Origin of the sequence: Paenibacillus rhizolycopersici (assembly GCF_014947195.2) — a bacterium.
GTDB lineage: Bacteria > Bacillota > Bacilli > Paenibacillales > Paenibacillaceae > Fontibacillus > Fontibacillus rhizolycopersici.
Genome location: NZ_JADCNN020000013.1, coordinates 1 through 22,358 on the forward strand (window position 1 = coordinate 1; position 22,358 = coordinate 22,358).

At 52.8% G+C, this 22,358-nt stretch carries 20 protein-coding genes and 1 riboswitch; of the genes, 16 read left to right on the forward strand and 4 right to left on the reverse strand.

Features of this window, described 5'->3' with window-relative positions:
- The 7 genes from IM700_RS14595 to IM700_RS14625 all read left to right on the forward strand — a co-directional run.
- On the forward strand, positions 1-1,262 hold a 1,262-nt coding region (locus IM700_RS14595), incomplete at its 5' end, for an ATP-dependent helicase C-terminal domain-containing protein (RefSeq protein WP_272491457.1).
- Between the two features lie 554 nt (positions 1,263-1,816).
- Positions 1,817-3,907 (forward strand): glycosyl hydrolase family 18 protein, encoded by a 2,091-nt coding sequence (locus tag IM700_RS14600; protein WP_193415283.1) that lies wholly within the window; start codon positions 1,817-1,819, stop codon positions 3,905-3,907.
- 320 nt (positions 3,908-4,227) lie between these two features.
- Positions 4,228-4,725 carry a PTS sugar transporter subunit IIA gene (locus IM700_RS14605; protein WP_193415284.1) on the forward strand — a complete coding sequence of 166 codons (498 nt, stop codon included), beginning with the start codon at positions 4,228-4,230 and terminating at the stop codon, positions 4,723-4,725.
- A 32-nt stretch (positions 4,726-4,757) separates the two neighbouring features.
- On the forward strand, positions 4,758-6,224 hold the full coding sequence (gene nagE, locus IM700_RS14610; RefSeq protein ID WP_193415285.1) for an N-acetylglucosamine-specific PTS transporter subunit IIBC: 1,467 nt from the start codon (positions 4,758-4,760) through the stop codon (positions 6,222-6,224).
- A gap of 167 nt (positions 6,225-6,391) precedes the next feature.
- Complete coding sequence (locus IM700_RS14615; protein ID WP_193415286.1) at positions 6,392-7,252, forward strand: sensor histidine kinase; 861 nt, start codon at positions 6,392-6,394, stop codon at positions 7,250-7,252.
- Positions 7,227-7,874 carry a response regulator gene (locus IM700_RS14620; protein ID WP_193415398.1) on the forward strand — a complete coding sequence of 216 codons (648 nt, stop codon included), beginning with the start codon at positions 7,227-7,229 and terminating at the stop codon, positions 7,872-7,874. The genes IM700_RS14615 and IM700_RS14620 overlap by 26 nt, the downstream gene beginning before the upstream one ends.
- A 110-nt stretch (positions 7,875-7,984) precedes the next feature.
- Positions 7,985-8,368, forward strand: a complete 384-nt coding sequence (locus IM700_RS14625; RefSeq protein WP_193415287.1) for a cupredoxin domain-containing protein — start codon at positions 7,985-7,987, stop codon at positions 8,366-8,368.
- Between the two features lie 77 nt (positions 8,369-8,445).
- Here the strand turns inward: IM700_RS14625 and IM700_RS14630 are convergent, their stop codons facing one another.
- Genes IM700_RS14630 through IM700_RS14645 form a run of 4 tightly spaced genes read right to left on the reverse strand, consistent with a single transcriptional unit; the run spans position 8,446 to position 11,603 of the window.
- A complete protein-coding gene (locus IM700_RS14630) occupies positions 8,446-8,745 on the reverse strand; it encodes a metal-sulfur cluster assembly factor (protein ID WP_193415288.1) in 300 nt (99 codons plus the stop codon).
- A 26-nt stretch (positions 8,746-8,771) separates the two neighbouring features.
- Entirely contained in the window at positions 8,772-10,013 is a 1,242-nt protein-coding gene (locus IM700_RS14635) for a heme-copper oxidase family protein (protein ID WP_193415289.1), read from the reverse strand.
- A 13-nt stretch (positions 10,014-10,026) separates the two neighbouring features.
- Positions 10,027-10,560, reverse strand: a complete 534-nt coding sequence (locus tag IM700_RS14640; protein ID WP_193415290.1) for a DUF2249 domain-containing protein — start codon at positions 10,558-10,560, stop codon at positions 10,027-10,029.
- Between the two features lie 44 nt (positions 10,561-10,604).
- Positions 10,605-11,603: a multicopper oxidase domain-containing protein gene (locus IM700_RS14645; protein WP_193415291.1), complete on the reverse strand. Its 999-nt coding sequence runs from the start codon at positions 11,601-11,603 to the stop codon at positions 10,605-10,607.
- 202 nt (positions 11,604-11,805) lie between these two features.
- Positions 11,806-12,003: riboswitch (cobalamin riboswitch) on the forward strand.
- A gap of 157 nt (positions 12,004-12,160) precedes the next feature.
- Here IM700_RS14645 and metE point away from each other — a divergent pair.
- From metE to IM700_RS14690, 9 genes are all read left to right on the forward strand, one after another.
- A complete protein-coding gene (gene metE / locus IM700_RS14650; protein WP_193415399.1) occupies positions 12,161-14,446 on the forward strand; it encodes a 5-methyltetrahydropteroyltriglutamate--homocysteine S-methyltransferase in 2,286 nt (761 codons plus the stop codon).
- A gap of 124 nt (positions 14,447-14,570) precedes the next feature.
- A complete protein-coding gene (locus IM700_RS14655; protein WP_155608553.1) occupies positions 14,571-15,197 on the forward strand; it encodes an FMN-dependent NADH-azoreductase in 627 nt (208 codons plus the stop codon).
- 158 nt (positions 15,198-15,355) lie between these two features.
- Positions 15,356-16,069, forward strand: a complete 714-nt coding sequence (locus IM700_RS14660; protein WP_155608552.1) for an MgtC/SapB family protein — start codon at positions 15,356-15,358, stop codon at positions 16,067-16,069.
- 137 nt (positions 16,070-16,206) lie between these two features.
- Positions 16,207-18,015: an ABC transporter ATP-binding protein gene (locus IM700_RS14665; protein ID WP_418888789.1), complete on the forward strand. Its 1,809-nt coding sequence runs from the start codon at positions 16,207-16,209 to the stop codon at positions 18,013-18,015.
- Complete coding sequence (locus tag IM700_RS14670; RefSeq protein WP_193415293.1) at positions 18,008-18,688, forward strand: response regulator transcription factor; 681 nt, start codon at positions 18,008-18,010, stop codon at positions 18,686-18,688. The genes IM700_RS14665 and IM700_RS14670 overlap by 8 nt, the downstream gene beginning before the upstream one ends.
- Complete coding sequence (locus IM700_RS14675; protein WP_193415294.1) at positions 18,685-19,749, forward strand: sensor histidine kinase; 1,065 nt, start codon at positions 18,685-18,687, stop codon at positions 19,747-19,749. Before IM700_RS14670 ends, IM700_RS14675 begins: the two co-directional genes overlap by 4 nt.
- 103 nt (positions 19,750-19,852) lie before the next feature.
- Positions 19,853-20,557, forward strand: a complete 705-nt coding sequence (locus IM700_RS14680; RefSeq protein ID WP_193415295.1) for a response regulator transcription factor — start codon at positions 19,853-19,855, stop codon at positions 20,555-20,557.
- Positions 20,547-21,662, forward strand: a complete 1,116-nt coding sequence (locus tag IM700_RS14685; protein ID WP_155608547.1) for a sensor histidine kinase — start codon at positions 20,547-20,549, stop codon at positions 21,660-21,662. Before IM700_RS14680 ends, IM700_RS14685 begins: the two co-directional genes overlap by 11 nt.
- 192 nt (positions 21,663-21,854) lie before the next feature.
- Positions 21,855-22,346 carry a sigma-70 family RNA polymerase sigma factor gene (locus IM700_RS14690; protein WP_193415296.1) on the forward strand — a complete coding sequence of 164 codons (492 nt, stop codon included), beginning with the start codon at positions 21,855-21,857 and terminating at the stop codon, positions 22,344-22,346.
- Positions 22,347-22,358: the final 12 nt, after the last annotated feature.

Sequence of the window (22,358 nt, forward strand, 5' to 3'; positions counted from 1 at the left end):
TCGCCCGCCAGTGGGAGCAGCGGCTCGCCGAGCTGGAGCGGCTCGCGTTCGCGGAGCCGGACGCCAATACACCGTCCGGCTCGCCTGGGACGTCCGCCGAGCTCGGCGGAGCGGTCGTCCCGGAGATCGCGGACGACCCTGATTTCGAGCCGCCGGACGGCGAAGAAGAGGCCTTCGCCACCGAGACCTCCGGCCTTCACACCGATAACGCCGCGTCCATGGCTTCCGCGGCGGATCGAGCAAACCTTACTCCGGCCATCCACACGGCCGGATCATCCGCTAAAACGGACCTTGACCGCTGCTGCGGCTTGCTTGTTTCCTTCGCTTATCCGGATCGGATCGCTAGCCGTCGCCCCGACGGGCGGTATTTGCTGCGTAACGGGCGAGGCGCTCAACTGCTCATCAAAGACTCATTGGGTTCTTCGATATTCCTAGCGATCGCCGAGGTCGACGATGAGGGGGCGGAAGGCCGGATCTTGCTCGCAGCACCGCTGGAAGAAGAGGACCTCTACCGCCATCACGCGGCGGAAATCGCCGAGGAGCGAAGCGCAGAATGGGATGACGTCTCCGGTACGGTACGTGCTCGGATCCGTCGGACATTCGGCGCGATCGTACTAAGGGAGCAGCCAGACCCAGCACCTAGCCCCGATCAGATCACGGGGGCATTGCTCGATGCGGTCGCCGCCAAAGGCGTCGCCATTCTGCCGTGGACGGAGAAGGCTCGGAAGCTGCAGGAGCGCCTTATGTTCTTGTATCGCCTTAACAACGAGTGGCCGGACGTCTCCGACGAGGCGTTGGGAACAACCGCCGAGACGTGGCTAGCGCCGTATTTGTCTGGCGTCCGCAAGCGGGCGGACCTGCAGGCGCTGTCTCTATACAACATTCTGGAGAATCTGTTAAGCTGGTCTCAGCAACAAGAGCTGAACGCGGAAGCGCCGACACATTTACATGTCCCTAGCGGTTCCAAAATTCAGATTCATTACGATGGGCCTCAGGCTCCTTATGCCGCTGTACGTCTACAGGAAGTATTCGGCATGATGGAGACTCCGCGGATCGGGTTCGGGCGGGTTCCCATTACGCTGCACTTGTTATCACCGGCTAGCCGACCGGTTCAGGTGACCACGGATCTGCGAAGTTTTTGGCAAAACACGTACTTCGAAGTAAAAAAAGATCTGAAGGGCCGTTACCCTAAGCACTACTGGCCGGATGACCCGCTCCAAGCGACTGCGACCCGAAAGGTTCGTCCAGACGGACAACGTTAAGCTAGAGTGGATGTGAACCGCTGGCTTTGAAATATGATTTGATTTGTATGCGAAAAATCGAGTACATTTTGCTCAAATCAGCCGATTCAGCGGAATAGATATGATTTTTCATACAAATACATGGGGGAAAGTGAGGAAAGCTGGTTTTCTATATGAAATATCGAAGAGAATCCGCAACTTCTACGTTTCGCGACATAATATATATGAAAAATCGAATACATTGACCTAACCGTGTGTAATCACACACCGTAAACGCGGCGATCTTCTCGGATCGCCGTGTTTTTTTTTGCGTTATGTGATGCACGAATGCAATCAAATAATAGAAATATATCCTTTAAACACCAATTCTATTATGATTTAATAGATTTGTAAGCGCTTCAGAGATTTCCTAATGGCGCCGGGACAAGTTTTGGAGGCTTACGGGTAGGAAATGTGTTTTTGATTGGCAGGAGGTGATTGGCTGCGGCAGGCGTAATTCAATGGGTAAATCAAGAGGAAGGGTGTTGCTAGCTTTATTCCATTCCAACTTCGATTGAAAGAGAGGGATTTTAGTGATGCATTTAATGAGAACCCGAAGTTTCGCCAAGAAGTGGAAGTTGTTTACCATGACCTGTCTCGCCTTATCACTGCTGCTCCCAGGCGGCCTGCTCCAGCCGAAGGCCGCTCAGGCGGCCGACCCCTACAAAATCGTTGCCTATTATCCATCTTGGGGCGCTTATACCCGCAATTTTAATGTCTTTGATATCGATGCCTCCAAGATCACCCATATCAATTATGCTTTCGCAGACATCGCTTGGGACGGCCGCCATGGCAATCCCGACCCCGCCGGGCCGAATCCGGTAACCTGGCCGACTCAAGACGAGAAAGGACAAACCATCAACGTGCCTAATGGCACGATCGTGCTAGGTGATCCCTGGATCGATGCCGGTAAGCAATTTCCCGGCGACACCTGGGATCAGCCTATCGCCGGGAATATCCATCAGCTGAACAAGCTGAAGCAGGCGAATCCACACCTGAAGACGATCATCTCGGTGGGCGGGTGGACCTGGTCGAACCGCTTCAGCGATGTGGCCGCCAGCCAGGTGACGCGCGAGACGTTCGCCAATTCCGCCGTCGACTTCCTGCGCAAGTTCAATTTTGACGGCATCGATTTGGACTGGGAATACCCGGTATCCGGCGGGTTGCCTGGCAATAGTTATCGCTCGGAGGATAAGCAAAACTATACGAAGCTGCTGCGGGAAATCCGGAACAAGCTGGATGCGGCCGGGGCTGCCGATGGCAAGAGATATTTGCTGACGATCGCTTCCGGGGCTTCCCCTTCCTTCGTCAGCAATACGGAGCTAGGCAATATCGCCTCCATCGTCGATTGGATCAATATTATGACCTATGATTTCAACGGCGGCTGGCAACAGATTACAGCTCACAATGCACCGTTGTACAACGATCCGGCGGCAGGCAACGCAGGCGTGCCAAGCGCTTCGGTATTTAATGCCGACACGGCGGTACAAGGTCACTTGAACGCAGGTGTGCCTGCGAGTAAATTGGTGCTGGGCATTCCGTTCTACGGTCGTGGTTGGGACGGGGTGAACAACGCGGGCAACGGACAATACCAAAGCGCCAGCGGGGCTTCATCCGTCGGAACTTGGGAAGCCGGCTCGTTTGATTTCTACGATTTGGAAGCGAACTATATCAACAAAAACGGGTATACCCGGTATTGGAACGATACGGCCAAGGTGCCTTACCTATATAATCCGTCCAACCGGCGTTTCATCTCCTACGACGATTCGCAGTCGATCGGCTTTAAAACCGACTACATCAAGAATCGCGGCCTCGCCGGCGCGATGTTCTGGGAACTGAGCGGTGACCGTAACAAAACGCTGCAAACCAAACTCAGAAACGACTTGGGCGGAGGAGTGACCCCTCCGGTGGATACGATAGCTCCGTCTGCCCCGACTTCTGTTACGGCAACCTCCAAAACGTCCAGCTCCGTGACGTTAACCTGGCAGCCGTCAACTGATAACGTGGGCGTTGTTGGGTACAATGTCTACCAGAACGGAACGCAAGCCGCCAGCGTATCGGGGACGACGGCAACGATCAGCGGCCTAGCGCCTGCTACGGCATATAGCTTTACGGTCGTTGCACGGGATGCGGCGGGCAATGTCTCACCGGCCAGCACACCGCTCTCGGTAACGACGGAACCAGGAACGAACCCGGGTGATACGACGGCACCAACCACGCCGGGCAACGTTACGGTGACAGCCAAAACTTCGTCCAGCGTGAGCCTGAGCTGGGGGGCTTCGTCTGATAACGTCGGTGTGACCGGATATGAGGTGTATAACGGCAATCAATTGGCCACGACGGTGTCTGGGACGACGGCTACCCTCACAGGCCTCGCGCCTTCGACTTCCTATACATTTACCGTTAAGGCGAAAGACGCGGCCGGCAACAGCTCGGCTGCGAGCAGCCCAGTGACCGCAACGACGGATCCGACAGGTACGGGTCCGGCGACGTGGGCGCCTTATACCGCGTACACCGTCAATCAACTCGTGACGTATAACGGTGTAACCTATAAAGTGATTCAAGCCCACACTTCGCTGCCGGGTTGGGAGCCGGATAAGGTGCCGGCTTTGTTCCAGGCACAATGAAGCCTTGAGCAGAACGAGAAAGGGAGAGTTTTGATAGTTAAAATTTCGAATATCTGACATTGCGTGAACGCTTTCAATTTTTCTATTGACGCTAAGAAGAGCTTGAATTATTATAGTCACATAACCGAAAACCAAATGACTTTTGGCGTGTTACCGTTGATCTAGAATGGGCATGAGCCAAGGAAAGCAGTCCTACTTTATATAGGCTTCTTTTCTTGGCTCTTATTTTTTTGCGCCCGTTTCTCCTGGTACTTCGGGAACAGGCATAGAGTTCCCGCAAAGTTGCCAGAATATAGGAAGTCAGATAGGAGGAGAGTCACTTGTTTTCCAAATGGAGAAAGAAAAACACCGAGAATCCAGTAATAGAGATCTTATCGCCGCTAACGGGAGAGGCCGTTGCCCTCACGCAAGTGCCAGACGAGGCTTTTGCCGGGGGTCATATGGGGCCGGGATTGGCAGTCGAGCCCAGCGAAGGGCGACTGGTGGCGCCGTTTGACGGCAAAATCATTCATGTGATCAAGAGCAGCCATGCCGTGATGATGGAGCATCCGTCTGGCTTGCAGTTTCTGTTCCATCTCGGCATTAATACGGTGTCCCTCAAAGGCGAGGGCTTTACCGCCCATGTCGCCGTGGGAGACAAAGTGAAAGCGGGTCAGCTGCTGATCGAATTCGATCTCGCGAGCATTCGTGAGGCGGGGTATCCATTGATTTCCCCAATTATAGTAACAAACGCCGGAGAAGTGACGAACAGCGTGGAAACCCTCACCGGTCCTGTGACGGCAGGCGGAAACGTCATTTTGAAGGCGGTTTTACAATAAAATTTAGGTAGTAAGGAAAGGATGGTTTGTGCATGCTAGCTTTTCTCCAGAAAATCGGTAAGTCATTGATGCTGCCGGTTGCAACACTGCCTGCGGCGGCGATTCTGCTCAGGTTCGGCAGCATCGACTACATCAAGGATTTTCACATGGGGGATGGGGTAGGGGGATTTCTCAACACGTATATCGCTCCGTTCCTGGCAGCAGGCGGGGGAACGATCTTCGACAATCTTCCGCTCATTTTTGCTGTCGGCGTAGCGATCGGTTTGGCCGGAGACGCGGTGGCCGCTTTGTCCGCAGTTATCGGTCATCTGATTTTGCTGAACGTGCTTGGTAGAGTACCCGGCATTTTCCCAGGACTCATGCAATCCGCCGATACGAAATTGGACATGGGCGTTCTTGGCGGGATTATCGTAGGTTGCATTTCGGCCTATCTTTACAAACGGTACCATAATATCAAGCTGCCGGATTGGTTAGGGTTCTTCGGGGGCAAACGTTTTGTTCCAATGGTTACCGCGATAACGATGGTTGTTGTCGGGTTGATTTTCGGCTTGATTTGGGGCCCTGTTCAAAACGCTCTGGATATCTTTGGCGACTGGGTTACCAGCTTGGGTGGTATCGGTTCGGCTATCCATATCGTCGCTAACCGCTTGTTGATTCCGTTTGGTCTGCACCATATCATCAACTCGATCGTATGGTTCCAAATCGGCGACTTTACTGATGCAGCCGGTCAAGTGGTTCATGGCGACCTGCATCGTTTCTTCGCAGGTGACAAAACAGCAGGCATGTTCATGACCGGCTTCTTCCCGATCATGATGTTTGGTCTTCCGGCCGCTGCCTTTGCGATTATTCATACGGCGAAACCGGAAAGACGCAAAATGGTTAGCTCCATTTTCTTGGGGGCCGCATTAGCTTCCTTCCTGACAGGGATCACGGAGCCGTTAGAGTTTGCCTTTATGTTCGTTGCTCCACTGCTTTATGCTGTTCACGCTGTCCTGTCGGGGATCGCGGCTTATGTTACTTACGCGGTCGGCATGAAACTGGGCTTCGGCTTCTCCGCCGGTTTCATCGATTATGCGATCAACTATCAAATCTCAACCAAACCGCTGTTGCTCATTCCGATTGGTCTTGCTACGGCGGTCGTATACTATGTGATCTTCCGCTTTATGATCGTCAAGTTTAATTTGAAAACGCCAGGTCGTGAAGACGCGGAAGACATTGCCGAAGTGGTCGAGGAAGCCCTTGCCGGAACGGGGAAGGCAAGTAGCGACAACCGTTCGGCCAAAATCCTGGCTAACATAGGCGGATCGGACAACATCGAGTCCGTGGATGCGTGCATTACCCGCCTTCGCCTCGTCGTCAAGGACGATAAACAGGTCAACGATGCCGCTTTGAAACAGCTGGGTGCATCGGGTGTCATGAGACTCGGCAAAGGCGCAGTCCAAGTCGTGTTCGGACCACAATCCGAAGCGATCAAGGATGACATCAAAAAATTGCTGTAAGGCAACGCACGTTATGCAAAGCAGGGCGGAATTGCACTTCCGCCTTGCTTTTTTATTTTACGGCTCAAACGAGCGAAAGGATTCAAAATTCTGTCTAAACCTTGTCAGCCGGACCTCGACTTATGTAAAGTTAAGTCGATGGAAGACGGGCTAAAGGGGATTATTTGATGTCTTACAAATTCACGAAATGGCTGATTTTGATCGTTCCGACGTTGGTTGTTGGGGTATGGGAGGTGGTACGTCACCAGTTTCTCATGCCTTATGTGTCAATGGAGCTGGGCAATGTGTTAACACCGATCCTATTATTCGCGGTGAGTATTACCTTGTTGTACCGCTGGTTTGCTTACCTGGAACGCATGCAGGAGGAGCTGCAGCGGGAAAGGGCGCTAAAGGCTCGGTTGGAACAGCGGGAGCAGCTGGCTCGGGAGCTTCATGACGGTATCGCGCAATCGTTGTTTTTGCTGTCTGTGAAAGTGGACCGGGCTGAACGTCGGCAACCGGCGTCAAACGGAGCTTACGACTGGAATGAACTGCGTAAAACGATTCATGAAGTGAATCGTTATGTGCGCGAAGCCATTTCTGACCTTCGAATTCCGCCGAATGTGAAGGAAGGCGAGACGGATGAAACCTCGATGTCGGCACTGATCCGCCGGATCGCCGCCGAACAGCAGCTCACTTTGCGTTTGGATTGGCACCTAGAGGAAACCAATTGGCTGCCGAAAGCGAAGATGGAGTTGTTATCCTGCGTGCGAGAAGCGGTCGTCAATGCAGCGAAGCATGCGGGTGTGCAAGACATTGAGATCACATCATGGGGAGATAACCGCGACTTCGTCATGAAAATCATCGATCATGGATGTGGTTTCGCACCGGAAGACGCTGTGAATCTAAGGCGATACGGTCTGCGAATCATGCGGGAGCGGGCGAACGAGATGGGCTGGGAACTGCTTGTCGCTTCCCAGACGGGAAGAACAACGATCGAAATACGAGGAGGAGACGGTTGTGATGAAGGTCCGGGTACTGGTCGTTGACGATCACCCTCATGCGCGTGAAGCCATTGGGGAGATCTTGGCCGAGGATGAAACGTTCGAAATTGTGGCTTATGCGGAAAATGGAGATGAGGCGATGGCCCAAACGGAGCGTTGGATGCCTGATTTGATCCTAATGGATATCCGTATGCCTGGAAAAGACGGTTTAGAGGCAACCCGTGAGATCAAGCTGCGCTACCCTTACGTGAAGATCGTCCTGATCACGGTGTCGGATGACGCCGCTCATCTGTTTGAAGCGCTGAAGCAGGGGGCTCAGGGGTATCTGCTCAAAAATCTGGAGCCCGGGACGTGGCTGGAGTATTTAAGAGCTATAGCCAGCGATGAAGCGCCTTTGTCCAGTGAGCTGGCCTTGCGTATTTTGCAGGAGTTTCCGGTGACCAAGAAGGAAAGCGGCGAACAACCTCCGTTAACATCCCGCGAACGGGAAATCCTCGGTTGGGTAGCCCAAGGCATGACCAATCGGGAGATCGCTGGGGTCCTGCACATTTCGGACCAGACCGTCAAAAACCATCTGAAAAACATCCTGCAGAAGCTGCATTTGGAGAATCGGGTTCAATTGACGCGATATGCTCTGGAGCAGGGATGGATCGATCGTCGAAGCTGATATTCTGTACGGATATGCCAGGCGAGGTTGTTGTGATGGAAATCACAAGGTGTGATTGCTATCCGTTCTAAACTAGGATTAGTTCCTAGTTAAAGAAGGGGGAGAAGCGGTTGAACCATCGTCTGAAGGCTGCGGTTTGCTTGCTAGGCGGAATGCTTCTGCTATCGGCGTGCACCGACGCCCCGGGGCGCTACATCGGCGGTTCGGAGCCGGCGACGGAAGCGAAAGGACCGGTGAAGTCGTTTACCGTCCATGCCAGCCCATCGGGATACGACACAACCGAAATCAAGGTCAAGCAGGGCGATACCGTGCGGATTACGCTGGAAAATACACAGGGGATGCATTCGCTAAAAATCAAAGGATACAACAAGGAAGTTCGGGGTGGCAAGACGATGACCTTCACGGCGGATCAAGCCGGGACCTTCGAGTATTCCTGCAACATCTCCTGCGGTAAGAATCATAAGGAAATGAAAGGTACCTTGATTGTAAAATAATAAGCTGACGGCTCATCACAAGATGAGGCCGCCAGCTTTTTTTGATTATAGGATAAGGACATGAGCTTAGTCCGTCCTCAAAAGTACCCCAACTGCTCCTTCGCCGCCTCCGACATGTGTTCCGGTGACCAGCGCGGTTCCCACACGATATCGACCTCCGGATTCTGGATTCCGAGCTGATCGCTGAGCACCCAGCGAACCCCGCCGACGATCGTATCATGCATCGGGCAACCTGGCGTTGTTAAGGTCATTTGGATGTATACTTGGCCTTCTTCTTCCCGAATATCGTAAACCAGCCCAAGATCAACGATATTGACTCCCAGCTCGGGATCATAAACTTCACGTAGACTTTCGCGGATTTGATCAATTCTACTCATGGATAGTACCTCCGTTTATATTGTCATTAATGAGCAAAAACCAGCGCAATCAATGCGATGTACGCCACCGAAACCATCGACAGCACGGCACCACCGGCGGCGATGACAACCTGCGACCCGAGGACCAGGCCGACGAGAACCGTTAAATTGGCGCATAGGATCAAGGTCAAGCCCAGATTCGCTTTCCGCTCATCAAGCAGATCGGCCAACAGCGGCGTTCCCGGGCGGCCGGCTTGTTTACCGTATTTGTGGGTCCACCACAGGAACGGCACGATCTTGGACATGTATCCAAGTACGGTGAACGAAACCCAGCAACCGAGATAAACCCAACCGACCGTGAGCACGGTACGGCTGTCCAGCAAGTGATCGGGGGATACGAGCGCCCGTATTGCAAACACTACGGCAAAAATCGCAAAGATTTGGCTCCCCGTTACCGTCCACTCAATGCCTGCACCGGGGCTGCGCTTATGCCGTTTGCTGCGAATTTGCAGCAGATGGACGTTAAAGCTTAATACGGCCAAGACGATTAACAGCAGCGCAGCGACTTTGTAGCCTGTCGGCAATCCGAACAGGAAAGAGGTCGCTCCCAGCAAGACGCCCGCGTTCCAGAAACCTAGGACGACGTACTCTAGGCGGGTCGGATAATCATGGGACAAATAAAACATCGGTAATAACTTATAGCTGAATCCGGTAATCAAAAGCCCGAACCAGCCCAAAGTGCCCAGCCAGATGTGAGTGCCAAACAGATTTTCGTGCAAGTTGTTATAAAGACCGGTAGCGAAGTTAATCCCCATCGCCATACCGGATAAACCCGTGAGCAGCAGATACAGGACCGCGCAAGCCGTACTGATCGTGATCGCGTTCCACGTTCCGGCTCGCCGCAGCGTAGCGGCCATGTTCCAGACGAACAGGACGATGCCCGAGAACGCAACGGTCGCAAAACCGCCGATCCAATACGTATCGCCTTGAATGAAGCCAAACAGCAGTCCGAACAGCCCTACGGAAAACAGCGCGTAATGAATATACCCAAGACGCTCGCTGTATAAGTTGGACTGCAGGATCACATTAATCAATTGATAGACAGCCCCCATGGCCAGCATGGTCGCCCATCCCAGTACGAACAGATGGACCTGGAACCAGCCGGCCGGGCCTCGAATGTCATCACCGAGCCAGCCCGTGAGAGACATGAAAGAAGTGGCGTGAAACAGGACGAATCCGAAGATCCCCGTAACGATAAATAGAAAGGGCAAGCGGGACATGGCCGGCATCAGGTTCACCTCCTTAAGGTTTGCGGATTTGGACTTTAGCGGTTCCGTCCGGTTGTTCTTCTACCGTGTAGGTACAGCCCAAGCTGTTTAATTCTTCGATCAAAAATACCGGTACCCGATCATTATGAATGTGCACCTCGTCGCCCGGTTTGCAGCGATCCAAGGCGGCTAGCGTTCGCACCATCGGCTGCGGAGGTTCGAGTCCGCGGTTGTCAAGTTCAATGAGGTTGGAGGAGCGTTCGACCGACGCGTTCTGCGCCTTTGAGGCTACCTTAGCCTCATCGACGGTCTCCAACCAGGATTTATTTTTCTTATGGACAAACGTTGTTATCCAATGTTCCTTGTCGTGCATGACCGATTGGCCGACGAGCCCCTTCATCTTCAGAAAGCCAAGCAATGGCGTGGGTTTGAAGGTGGCGTGCAATACGAAGATATCGTCTTTCCCCAGCGTTTTTACGGTGTCCATGATCATCTGGAACGGCTCCATTTTACTCTTGAGCTGCTCCCGGACGTCCAATTCAACGATTTTGGCATCTTGTCGTTCCATTGAGCTTCACCTCTTTCATCAGATTGCAATCGGGTTATCGTTTCTTAATGGCTCATCGCCGGTGCTCCATTATCCTTGCCATCTCGAGTCACCCGCAGGATAGCGGTAGCCCCCAAATAAGCGTCGTTCAGTTGATGGGTTAAAATCGGATAATCGCCTTCTTCTGTGACGGTAAACTCGACAACTGCACCTCCACCCGCCGGAAGCAACACGGTTTGCATGCCGTACAGCTCGTTCTTTGGGTTACCATCCAGATAGACGTGATCAAAGGTGGTGCCGACCACATGGAAGGAAGATACATGGTTGGGGCCCACATTCACAACGTAAAGCCGAACCTTATCGCCAATCTTGGCGAGGAAGGGATGTTCTTTTAGCGTGTGGTCATCGCCGTTAAATACGACATATTCCGGATCGCCTTGTTGGAAAGCATCCATATCGTTCTCCGCGTACCATTCGCTTTGGACGATCGTATATTCCTGATCGATATCCGCATCCGTAGGGTAACCGTCCTTCGGTTCGACGATGATCATCCCATACATTCCGTTGGCTACGTGAAGCAGCACTGGACTTACTCCGCAATGGTACATGAACACGCCGGGTGTATCGGCAGGATAGGTAAACGTTCCTTGCTCGTCGGGCATCACCTCGACGAACTTCTGGCTGGGAGCGGCATGGACGGCGTGAAAATCCATCGAATGCGGCATATCAGGGTCTAAATTGTTGAGCGTAAATTCCAGTTGATCGCCTTGCTTTACGCGCAATACCGGGCCAGGTGCCGTGCCGTTAAACGTCCAGGCATTATAGGTGACGCCTTCCGAGATCTCAATGTCGGTTCGTTGAGCGGTCATCTCGATGTGTACGGTATTCCCCTCGCGATGGACGACCGGCTCGACTGGCGGATGATTGATATGCGGCGCTTCCTCATGAGGAGCTGCTTCACGGACTGGAGGCTCCTCTGAAGGGAACGCAAACCAGGCGGCTGCGATCATGACCAGACCGGACAAACCTAGTAAGGACCACTTCAGAATGTTCCGAGATTTCATGAGTCATTCCTCTTTCTGTCGTTTATGTGTAAGCCCATGGCATTCTTGTTTGATTAGTTTCATCGTACGATGGGTTTGGGAGTCGAATTGTGATATTAATCACTTGAAAGTTGTCGAAAATGTTGTCATAAATATTTAAATTCCGATGTGTTTGGTATTGTATTCGCCTGGGACATCAAGTAAGATGGGAGGTATATTCCAACCGAATATCGCGGAAATAGGTGTTCCGGCCTTGCTTGGCCGGAGCTTAAAAGGGAAGTCCGGTGCAATGCCGGCGCGGTCCCGCCACTGTAACGGAGGAGTCGGATGCATCGAATGCCACTGGTGATCAAGTCACCGGGAAGGCCGCATCCGGCGATGATGCCGAAGCCAGGAGACCTGCCTATTTCAACGGCACTGCTGTACCTACGGGAGATAGGGAGGTGTTAAAGATGCAAGCCATCGAACAAATGATCGAAGGTCCTCTTTAGCCTATGTTGCTATCGGGGACCTTTTTTGTGTTGCAAACTATGGGTGTCATCAAGCCAAACGATGAGGAGGAAATCAACTTGGGGAACATGAACATAGTTAGCGGAAATCTGGGATATCCCAGAATCGGCGGACAACGGGAATGGAAGAAGCAAATTGAAGCCTATTGGGCAGGGAAAATTGCAGAGTTAGAGCTGCATGATCGATTGACGGAAATTCGGATGGGTCATCTTCGTTTACAGCGGGATCGGGGGATTGACGTAATCCCGGTCGGTGATTTTACCTATTACGACCACGTATTAGACACTGCGACGATGTTCGGACTGATACCGGAGCGGTTTGATTGGAACAGCGACAAATTGCCACTGGATCTATATTTCGCCATTGCTCGAGGGAACGACCAGGCGGCGGCTAGCGAGATGACGAAGTGGTTTAATACCAACTACCACTATATCGTGCCTGAACTGGGGTTCAGGGAACCGCAGGTGGTCGTCAATCGGCCGCTTATGGCTTATTTGGAAGCCAAACAGGAGCTGGGCATAGAAGGTAGACCCGTGGTGCTGGGGTTGTTCACCTTGTTGAAATTGTCTAAAGGGGAGACCGCAGGCCAAGTCGATGGCTGGATCGAAAAATTGCTGCCCCTATATGTACAGGTATTACGGGAGTTGGAAGCGGCTGGCGCCACATGGGTGCAAATGGACGAACCGGCTTTGGCCGTCTCTCTAACCGAAGAGGACGTTCGCCGGCTTGACTTGATTTATCGGACGATCGCCCGGGAAGTCCCTGATCTGCGGATCATGCTGCAAACGTATTTCGATGCCGTCGAAAGGTACGATTCGCTTGCAGAACTGCCGGTGCATGGTTTGGGACTGGATTTTGTGCACGGCCGGGACGGGAACCTGGAGGCACTGCGTCGATACGGATTTCCTGCAGGCAAGACACTTGGTGCAGGGCTTATCGATGGACGGAATATTTGGCGTACAGATTTAGACGAAACGCTAAGCCTGTTGAAAGAGATTTCTATGTTAGCCGGAGAACCGGGGTTGATCGTGCAGCCTTCCTGCAGCTTGCAGCACGTCCCGGTATCCGTGGCGGGCGAAGAGCGCTTATCCCCGGTGTTACGCGAGGCACTGGCGTTTGCCGAGCAGAAGCTGGAGGAGCTAACGAGCTTGTGCAAGGCGGCAAGCAGTGAGGGACCCGAACCGGTGCAGTTCGCGGAGAACCGCCGTGCACTGGCCGCACTCGCCGCAGATCCGGCCCGGAGCCGTGTTGCGGTGCGGGCGGCGGCGGTGCAGGCTGCTGTAGCCCCGGCGGAGCGAACTAGCGAGTTTGCACAGCGGCGGCTCTTACAGCAGGCGACATGGCGGCTTCCGTTCCTGCCCACAACGACGATTGGCAGTTTCCCGCAGACCGCCGAGGTTCGGGCTGCCCGGCAGAAATGGCGGAAAGGCGAGTGGGACCAGGATAGATATGAGGAGTTCATCCGAACGGAAGTCCGCAAATGGGTCGAGATCCAGGAGGAACTTGGGCTTGATGTGTTGGTGCACGGCGAGTTTGAACGCACCGATATGGTGGAATTTTTCGGTGAGAAGCTGCCGGGCTTTGCATTTACGCAGGGGGGCTGGGTTCAGTCTTACGGTACGCGTTGCGTCAAGCCGCCTGTGATCTACGGGGATGTCGAGTTCGCCAAGCCGATGACCGTCAAGGAAACCGCCTATGCCCAAAGCCTGACGGCTAAGCCGGTTAAAGGGATGCTAACGGGACCGATCACGATCTTGAACTGGTCATTTGTTCGAAGCGATCTATCCCGGGAGCAGGTCGCCTATCAAATTGCTTTAGCCTTACGTAAGGAGGTCGAAGCGTTAGAGCAGGCCGGTATCGGGATGATCCAGGTGGACGAGCCCGCCTTGCGCGAAGGTCTCCCCCTCAAGAGGAAGGATTGGTCGAACTATCTGGACTGGGCGGTAAAAGCGTTCCGGGTGACTACCTCCTCGGTCTTGGATACAACGCAAATTCATACGCATATGTGCTACTGCGAATTTGAAGATATCCTGGAGGAGATCCGAGCGTTGGACGCCGATGTCATTTCGATCGAAACCTCACGCAGCCATGGCGAGTTGATTCACAGCTTTGAGAAGCAGACGTACCCGCTCGGGATTGGCCTTGGCGTTTACGACATCCATAGCCCGCGTGTACCAACCGAAGCCGAGATGGTCTCTTTGATCGAGCGCGCGCTTCAAGTGCTGGACCCGGGATTGTTTTGGATCAACCCAGATTGCGGATTAAAAACCAGAGGGCAAGAGGAGACCGTCGCCTCCCTGCGGCAAATGACAGTGGCTGCTGAACAGGTTCGCAAAAAATACAAGCAACTGTAATTGACAAATGATTAGTTACCCTTTATCATAACTATTGTTCGATTAGTTACAGTTTATTTTAAAGTAACTATGAAAAAGAAAGAAGATAACAATAGAGAACATGAATAATGGAGGGAAACTAGATATGTCTAAAGTTTTATTCGTGAAAGCCAATAATCGCCCGGCGGATCAATCCGCCACTGTGAAGCTGTACGAAAGCTTCCTGCAAACCTACAAAGAAACGCATCCCTCGGATGTCGTTACTGAGTTAAACCTGTTCGAGGTTAACCTGCCGTATTATGATCTGGATATGTTGAACGGACTGTTCAAAGTCGGCAAAGGAATGCCAACTACGCCAGAGGAGCAACAAGCCGCCGAAGTGGCCAATGCTTACTTGGAGCAGTTCTTGCAAGCCGATAAAGTCGTGTTTGCGTTCCCGCTGTGGAACTTCACCATTCCGGCGCAGCTGTTGACGTACCTGTTCTACCTGAACCAAGCCGGCAAAACGTTCAAATACACCGAACAAGGTCCGGTTGGCCTGGTTGGCGATAAGAAGGTCGCTTTGCTGCAAGCACGCGGCGGCGTTTATTCCGAAGGTCCAATGACCGCGCTGGAAATGTCCCTGAACTATGTGAAGAACACGCTGGCCTTCTGGGGGATTAACGATCCGGAAGCCGTAGTTGTTGAGGGACACAACCAATTCCCGGACCGTGCCGAGGAAATCATCCAGGACGGCGTAAAACGCGCAGCCGAGCTGGCAGCGAAGTTCTAATTTCACGATCTTGCCTAAAAAGAAGTCTGAGCCGTTTCATTGACGGTTCAGACTTCTTTTGCGTTTCATTGCCCGCCTAGGCGGAATTAATCCATTTGCGCCGGCTTACCGAATACAATTATACTCACCTTATATAATTGAAGGAGTTGCGACGCATCATGTACAACGAATTGGAAATGGTTTTAAAGTTATGTTTGGCCCTATTGTTTGGTTTGTTTATCGGAATCGACCGGCAATTGAAACAGAAACCGCTGGGGATCAAAACGAGTATGGTCATCTGTATCGCCAGTTGCCTGGTGACGATCGTATCGATTGAAGCCTTCGCCAAATTCGCCGGCCCGGATCATCCGAACATGGACCCCATGCGGCTGGCCGCGCAAATCGTCAGCGGGATTGGTTTCCTGGGGGCTGGAGCGATTCTGCGCCGGAGCAATGAGGGGATTTCCGGCCTCACCTCTGCGGCGATGATTTGGGCTGCATCGGGAATCGGGATCGCTATCGGGACCGGATTTTATCTGGAAGCCGGGCTAACGGTCATTTTGCTGATCCTCTCGGTGAATTTCGTCCCCTACGTTATTAAATGGATTGGACCCTATAAACTGAACCAACGCGACGTATCCATCAAAATTGTCATGGAGGATCACGGAAACGTGACGGAGTTGATCCGCATTATCGAGCGTAAGGACAACAAGGGGCGGAAGGCCAAAGCGAACCAACACCGGATCCGACGTCTGAAAATCAAGGATCTGGAGGAAGGACGTCAACGGGTGGATATGGTGATTACCGCATCGGAGAAGGAGTATACGACGGAGCTTTATCATTTTCTGCGTACGATCGACCATGTCATCAGCGTTGAAGTGGAAAATCTATAGTCTCTTTGCACGTTTGGTTTAACTTCAGTTTACATTCCCAATGTAGTCTTTTCCTAGGGCCAGCGCTTTCGGCTCATCTTGCTTCAGATAGAGATAGAAGGGAAGAGAATCTCATGCCAAGGAATAACGCTAAATCGATGGATACGGATCGTACGGTGAACAACGGAGGGGTGGGCTCCAAAGCTTTTTTTCGTCTTCTTCGGGAAACGAAGCCCCCTCTGCGTCTGTTTGCCGTGGCGATCGTGCTCAGCTTGCTGTCGACGCTGGTCAGCCTCGTGATCCCGATGTTCACGAAGAATCTCGTCGACGGCTTTTCGCTGTCTTCGATCAGCGGTTTGCAGATCGTCTGGATCGGCGTCGCTTTCATCGGGATGTCCGTCGCTTCAGGCTTATCGATCTTTCTGTTGAATTATACGGGACAGCGAATGGTCGCCGGTCTCCGGGATCGCTTATGGAAGAAAATGCTTCGCTTGCCGGTATCCTACTTCGACAATAACCGGACCGGGGAGTCGGTCAGCCGGATGACCAACGACACCGGGATCATCAAAGCGTTGATCTCCGAGCAGGTTGCCGGCTTTTTCAGCGGAATCATCTCCATCCTCGGCGCGGTGGCCGTCCTGTTCTATTTGAACTGGAAAATGACTCTAATCATGTTTGCGGTGATTCCTTTGGCCGCTTTGATCCTCGTGCCGTTAGGCCGAACGATGTTCAAAATTTCGCTCGCCATGCAAGACGAGACGGCCTCTTTTACGGCGGTTTTGAGTCAAGTCCTATCGGAAATTCGGTTGGTTAAGTCTTCTAACGCGGAGCGGAAGGAGTACGAAAGCGGTAGCCAGGCGATCGGAAAGCTGCTCTCCTTTGGGGTGCGCGAAGGCAAAGTCATGGCTTGGATTAGCCCGTTCATGGCCTTCGTTATGATGATGCTGCTTGTCGTGGTGATCGGCTATGGCGGGATGCAGGTCGCAAGCGGCGGGTTGTCAGCCGGGGAATTGGTAGCGTTTATTTTGTATCTTGTGCAGATCGTCATGCCGATGACGCAGCTCACGACATTCTTCACCCAACTGCAGAAAGCGAAAGGGGCGACCGAGCGGATTCTTCATACGCTGGATGCGGAGGAGGAGCCTTTCGGTGAAGGACAAGAGATCACGAAGGCTGACCGGCCATTGATCGTGGACGGGATCACCTTCGGGTATAAGCCGGACGAGCCGGTGCTCCAGGAGGTTTCTTTTACGATGGAGCCGGGGACGGTAACGGCGGTGGTCGGCCCCAGCGGCGGCGGGAAAACGACGTTATTCTCCCTGCTGGAGCGGTTTTATGTGCCGCAGCAGGGCACCATCCGACTGGGAGAAGAATCGATCGATTCATTTACACTTCGCTCCTGGCGCGGCATGATCGGGTACGTCTCACAAGAAAGCCCGATTATCGCCGGAACGATCCGTGAGAATCTTTGCTACGGCATCGAGCGTGAAATTAGCGAAGCGGAAGTACAACAGGCGGCGAAGATGGCTTATGCCGACGGCTTTATCGCCGAGCTGCCGAAGGGGTTCGATACCGATGTCGGTGAACGCGGGGTCAAGCTGTCAGGCGGGCAACGGCAGCGGATCGCGATCGCGCGGGCACTGCTGCGCGATCCGAAGATCCTCATGCTGGATGAAGCCACCTCCAGCCTGGACAGCCGCTCAGAATTCGTCGTGCAGAAGGCGCTCAAAAACCTGATGCAAGGCCGGACGACGATCGTGATCGCTCACCGGCTATCCACGGTCGTAGGGGCGGACCAGCTGATTTTTATCGAAAAAGGGAAAGTGACAGGAAGGGGAACACACGACCAACTGCTGCACCAACACGCCATGTATCGTGAGTTTGCCTCGCAGCAGCTGCAAATCGCCGCAAGCGCCGAAGGGACGGAGGAGTTCACGAACGAGGAAGAAGGGAAGGACCATGGTTAAAATTCTCGTCGTTGACGACGACCCGCATATTCGTGAGCTGGTTCGTCTATTCCTGGAGGAAGCGGGGATGGATCAGATCAAGGAGGCGGGGAACGGCCGCGAGGCGTTAGCTCTGGTGGAATCGGAAAGGATCGACCTGGTGATCCTGGACATCATGATGCCGGAGATGGACGGCTGGGAGTTATGTCGTGAGCTGCGCCGGGATTATGAGATGCCGCTGCTTATGCTGACAGCTAAAGGAGAAACCCGCCAAGTGGTTAAGGGCTTTGAGCTGGGTACGGACGATTATCTCGTCAAACCATTCGAACCGGCAGAGCTCATCGCACGGGTGAAGGCGCTGCTTAAGCGTTATCAGGTGTCGATATCTCAGACCGTAACGATCGGTTCGCTGCGAATGAATCGCAAGACGTTTGAGGCAGATCGCGGCGAAGAGCGAATTACGCTGCCGCTCAAAGAATTCGAGCTGCTGTTTAAGCTTGGCAGTCATGCGGGGCGCACCCTCACCCGAGAGCAGTTGATCGAGGAAATTTGGGGGTATGATTTCGAGGGGAATGAACGTACGCTCGACGTGCATATCAATCGTCTCCGTGAACGGTTCCCCGAGGAGAGCTTCGGATTCAAGATCCGCACGATTCGTGGACTTGGCTACCGTCTGGAGGTGGGCGAACGTTGACCTTCTGGAGGAGAGTAGGTAAGATTTTGCTCCGAATCGGCCAGGTCCTACTCATCTTCATCGGTTTTGGGGCGACCTGGACCTTAGCCAGCTGGATTACCTCGGCGATTTACCGAAAGGCAGAGCCCCCTTATTCTGCTTTTGTCATGGATCTGTTGAATGTGTTTCTTGGAGTCCTGTTATTTTTCTTGATCGTTTTCCTGCTCTCCCTTCTGTTACGGCCTCATCAACTGAAGATGCTGAATGCCATTATCGACGGGATACGCCGCATCGCTAAAGGGGATTTTACCGTCCGACTGGAAGGCTTCGAGAAGCTGCGGGAGTTCGAAACCATCGTGAACAGCATTAACGAAATGGCTGGAGCCCTGGGGCAAATGGAAACGATGCGACAGGATTTCATCTCCAATGTGTCGCATGAGATCCAGTCTCCGCTGACTTCGATTCGCGGATTTGCCAGAGCTTTGCGTAGGCCGGATCTGTCTCCAGAGAAACGTAACCATTACCTGGAGATCATCGAATCGGAAAGCCGCCGCTTATCGCAAATGAGCGACAATTTGCTGAAGCTATCCTCCCTCGAGGCAGACCGGGGTTCGTTGCAGACGAACCGGTTTCGGCTCGATCGCCAGCTGCAAAACGTGGTGCTGGCCTGCGAACCCCAGTGGCTTGCCAAGAACATTCAAATTCAGTTGGATGTCAGCAAGCTTGAGGTCGAAGGGGCCGAAGACCTGCTGAGCCAAGTGTGGATGAATTTGCTGCACAATGGTATCAAGTTTACGCCGGAGGGCGGGGAGATTGGAGTTTCCTTGATGACTCAAGAGGACAAGGCAGTGGTCACCGTGACGGATAACGGGATTGGCATCTCCGAGCCGGATTTGGTCCATATCTTCGAGCGTTTCTACAAAGCGGACAAATCCCGCACACGCAGCAGTGGGGGCAGCGGGCTTGGACTCTCCATCGTTAAGAAAATCGTGGACATTCATGAAGGGGAGATTACCGTCGTCTCCGAGAGAGGAAAAGGCTCGAGTTTCAGGGTCGCCATCCCTTTCCGCTGGAAACCATAACCGGGGGAAATTGTAACCTTTTATTTGTATCTGGGGGCAACAGACATGGTATGATGTTACTGTGCTCGTGTCTAACCAGCTCAAATAAAGGATGATTGGATGAATGAGTAAACGAATTTTGATTGTCGATGATGATGAAAAAATCGCAAAACTGATCGAGATATATTTAACGAACGAAGGTTATGACGTATTGAAGGCGGAGGACGGCTTACGGGCGCTGGAGATCACCGAGCAGGATGAGGTTGATCTGGTGATTCTGGACGTCATGCTTCCCGGTCTCGATGGCATCTCCGTCTGTATGAAGATTCGTGAATCGCAGACTACGCCGATCCTCATGTTAAGCGCGAGGGACGGCGATATGGATAAGATTACCGGGCTGATGACCGGAGCGGATGATTATATGGTGAAGCCGTTTAATCCGTTGGAGCTAGTCGCTCGCGTGAAATCGCTGCTTCGCCGCTCCTCCTACACCGCGCAGCCGCAGGTTTCGCCGCAGACGTCGCAAGAGCATATCATCAAGATCGCCTCGCTTTCGATTGATAAAGAGACGCATACCGCGACGGTGGATGGCAATCCGCTGAAGTTGACGCCCATCGAATTCGGCATTCTGTATTTGCTGGCCAGCCATCCCGGGCGGGTGTTTGGTTCCGAGGAGATCTTCGAGCTGATCTGGAAGGATAAATATCTGGATAGCAGCAATTCCGTAACGGTGCATATCAGCCGTCTCCGGGATAAGCTGGAGAAGGAAATGGACGGGGAGAAGCTGATTCGTACCGTATGGGGGGTCGGCTATAAACTTGAAAGCTAGCCTGCGTTTTCTAGCCTGGTTGTTTTGGACGATCGTCGCTTCGTTAATCTCGCTGTTCCTGCTCATTTTGCTGGCGCGTTTGTTCTTTTTCTTCTTCCCGAGCATGACGGTATACAATGTCGTCCTTTGGATTAACCGGAACATCGGTTTCCCGGAAGCTTATTATTTGACGGGCGTGCCGATTCTCATGTTGTTTTCATTGTATTTTTACCGCCGCAGCATTCGCCGTCATGAGAAGAAGTACCTGGAGCTGCTGATTGAGGAAGTACATAAAATCGAAGCCGGTTCCGTGCGGAAAATTCCCGTGGAGAACGTCGGGCAGCTTGGGCAGCTCGCCACCGACATCAATCGTATGGTTGATCGGCTAGTCACTTCGATCGAGGACGAGCGACGGGCGGAACAAACGAAAAACGAACTGATCACGAACGTTTCTCATGATTTGCGTACCCCGCTCACCTCCATTACTGGTTATTTGGGGCTGATCGAAGAGGACCGTTATCGCGACGAGGTCGAGCTGCGTTATTACGTCAGCATGGCCTATGAGGAATCGCTTCGGTTGAAGCAGCTCCTGCAGGATTTGTTCGAGTACACTCGGATGCAGAACAAAGAGATGAAGCTGCAGCTTACGCGGATTAATCTCGTGGAAATGCTCCATCAAATGGCCGCTCATTTCGGCTGGCAGCTGCAGGAGAACGGAATGGAATGCCGGTTGTACCTGCAAGGGACGCTGTACGTTCAAGCAGACGGGGACAAGCTTCGCCGGGTTTACGAGAATCTGATTACCAATGCCATTCGGTACGGGCACGACGGTAAGTATTTGGACATCCGAGGTTGGCAGGAGGACGATGAGATAGTTACGGAGGTCGTCAATTACGGCGATCCGATCCCAACAGCGGACTTACCGCATCTCTTCGACCGTTTCTACCGCGTAGAGAAGTCGCGTGCTTCTCATACGGGCGGCTCCGGCATCGGTCTTGCGATCGCTAAGCATATCGTGGATCTGCATCAAGGTACGATATCCGCAGACAGTAACGAATACCGCACGGCTTTTACGGTCCGTTTACACCGAGACAGCGCGAAAAATTCATCTGGATTTACTCCATGACGCCGTAAGGCGTCTTTTTGTTTAACGAAAACGCAGTAAATTCTTAAGGAAAACTTAACAATTTCTTAGACGGGACGCAAACTCTATTCGGCATAATGGACGAAGCGAGGCAAAGATCATGCTAAAAGATCAAGATAAAAGAGAAAGAGAGCCTTGCCCTGAAAGCTGGGAGAGAAAGTGAGGAATCAACCAATGAAGACTCGTTCTATGGATTTACTTTACCGCGAATATAAAAATGACGTATTTCGATATTTGTATAGCATGTGCCGTAATTCGCATGTTGCCGAGGATTTGATGCAGGAGACCTTTTGCCGGGCGCTGATGCATCTTCACGAGGCGGATGGGAAGAGGGCCAAGGCATGGCTGCTTCGGGTTGCCCACAATGCCTATATCGATTTGTTGCGCAAGGAAAGCCGGTCGTCTACTTACGAAAATGAATTCTTTCACCGCTATCCGAGCGAGGATACGCCGGAAAAATCCGTGCTCGGCGAGGAGAACCGTCGGGAGCTTTATGCGCAATTGTCCTTGCTGCAGCCTAATCAGCAGCATGCGGTGCTGCTTTACGATGTGCATGGATTCTCTTATCAGGAATCGGCGGATCTCATGGGCATCTCGTTATCCCATTTCAAAATCGTGTTGTACCGCGCCAGACAAAAGTTACGCCGGTCCCGCGAAACGGCCTGATACTTCTTATAT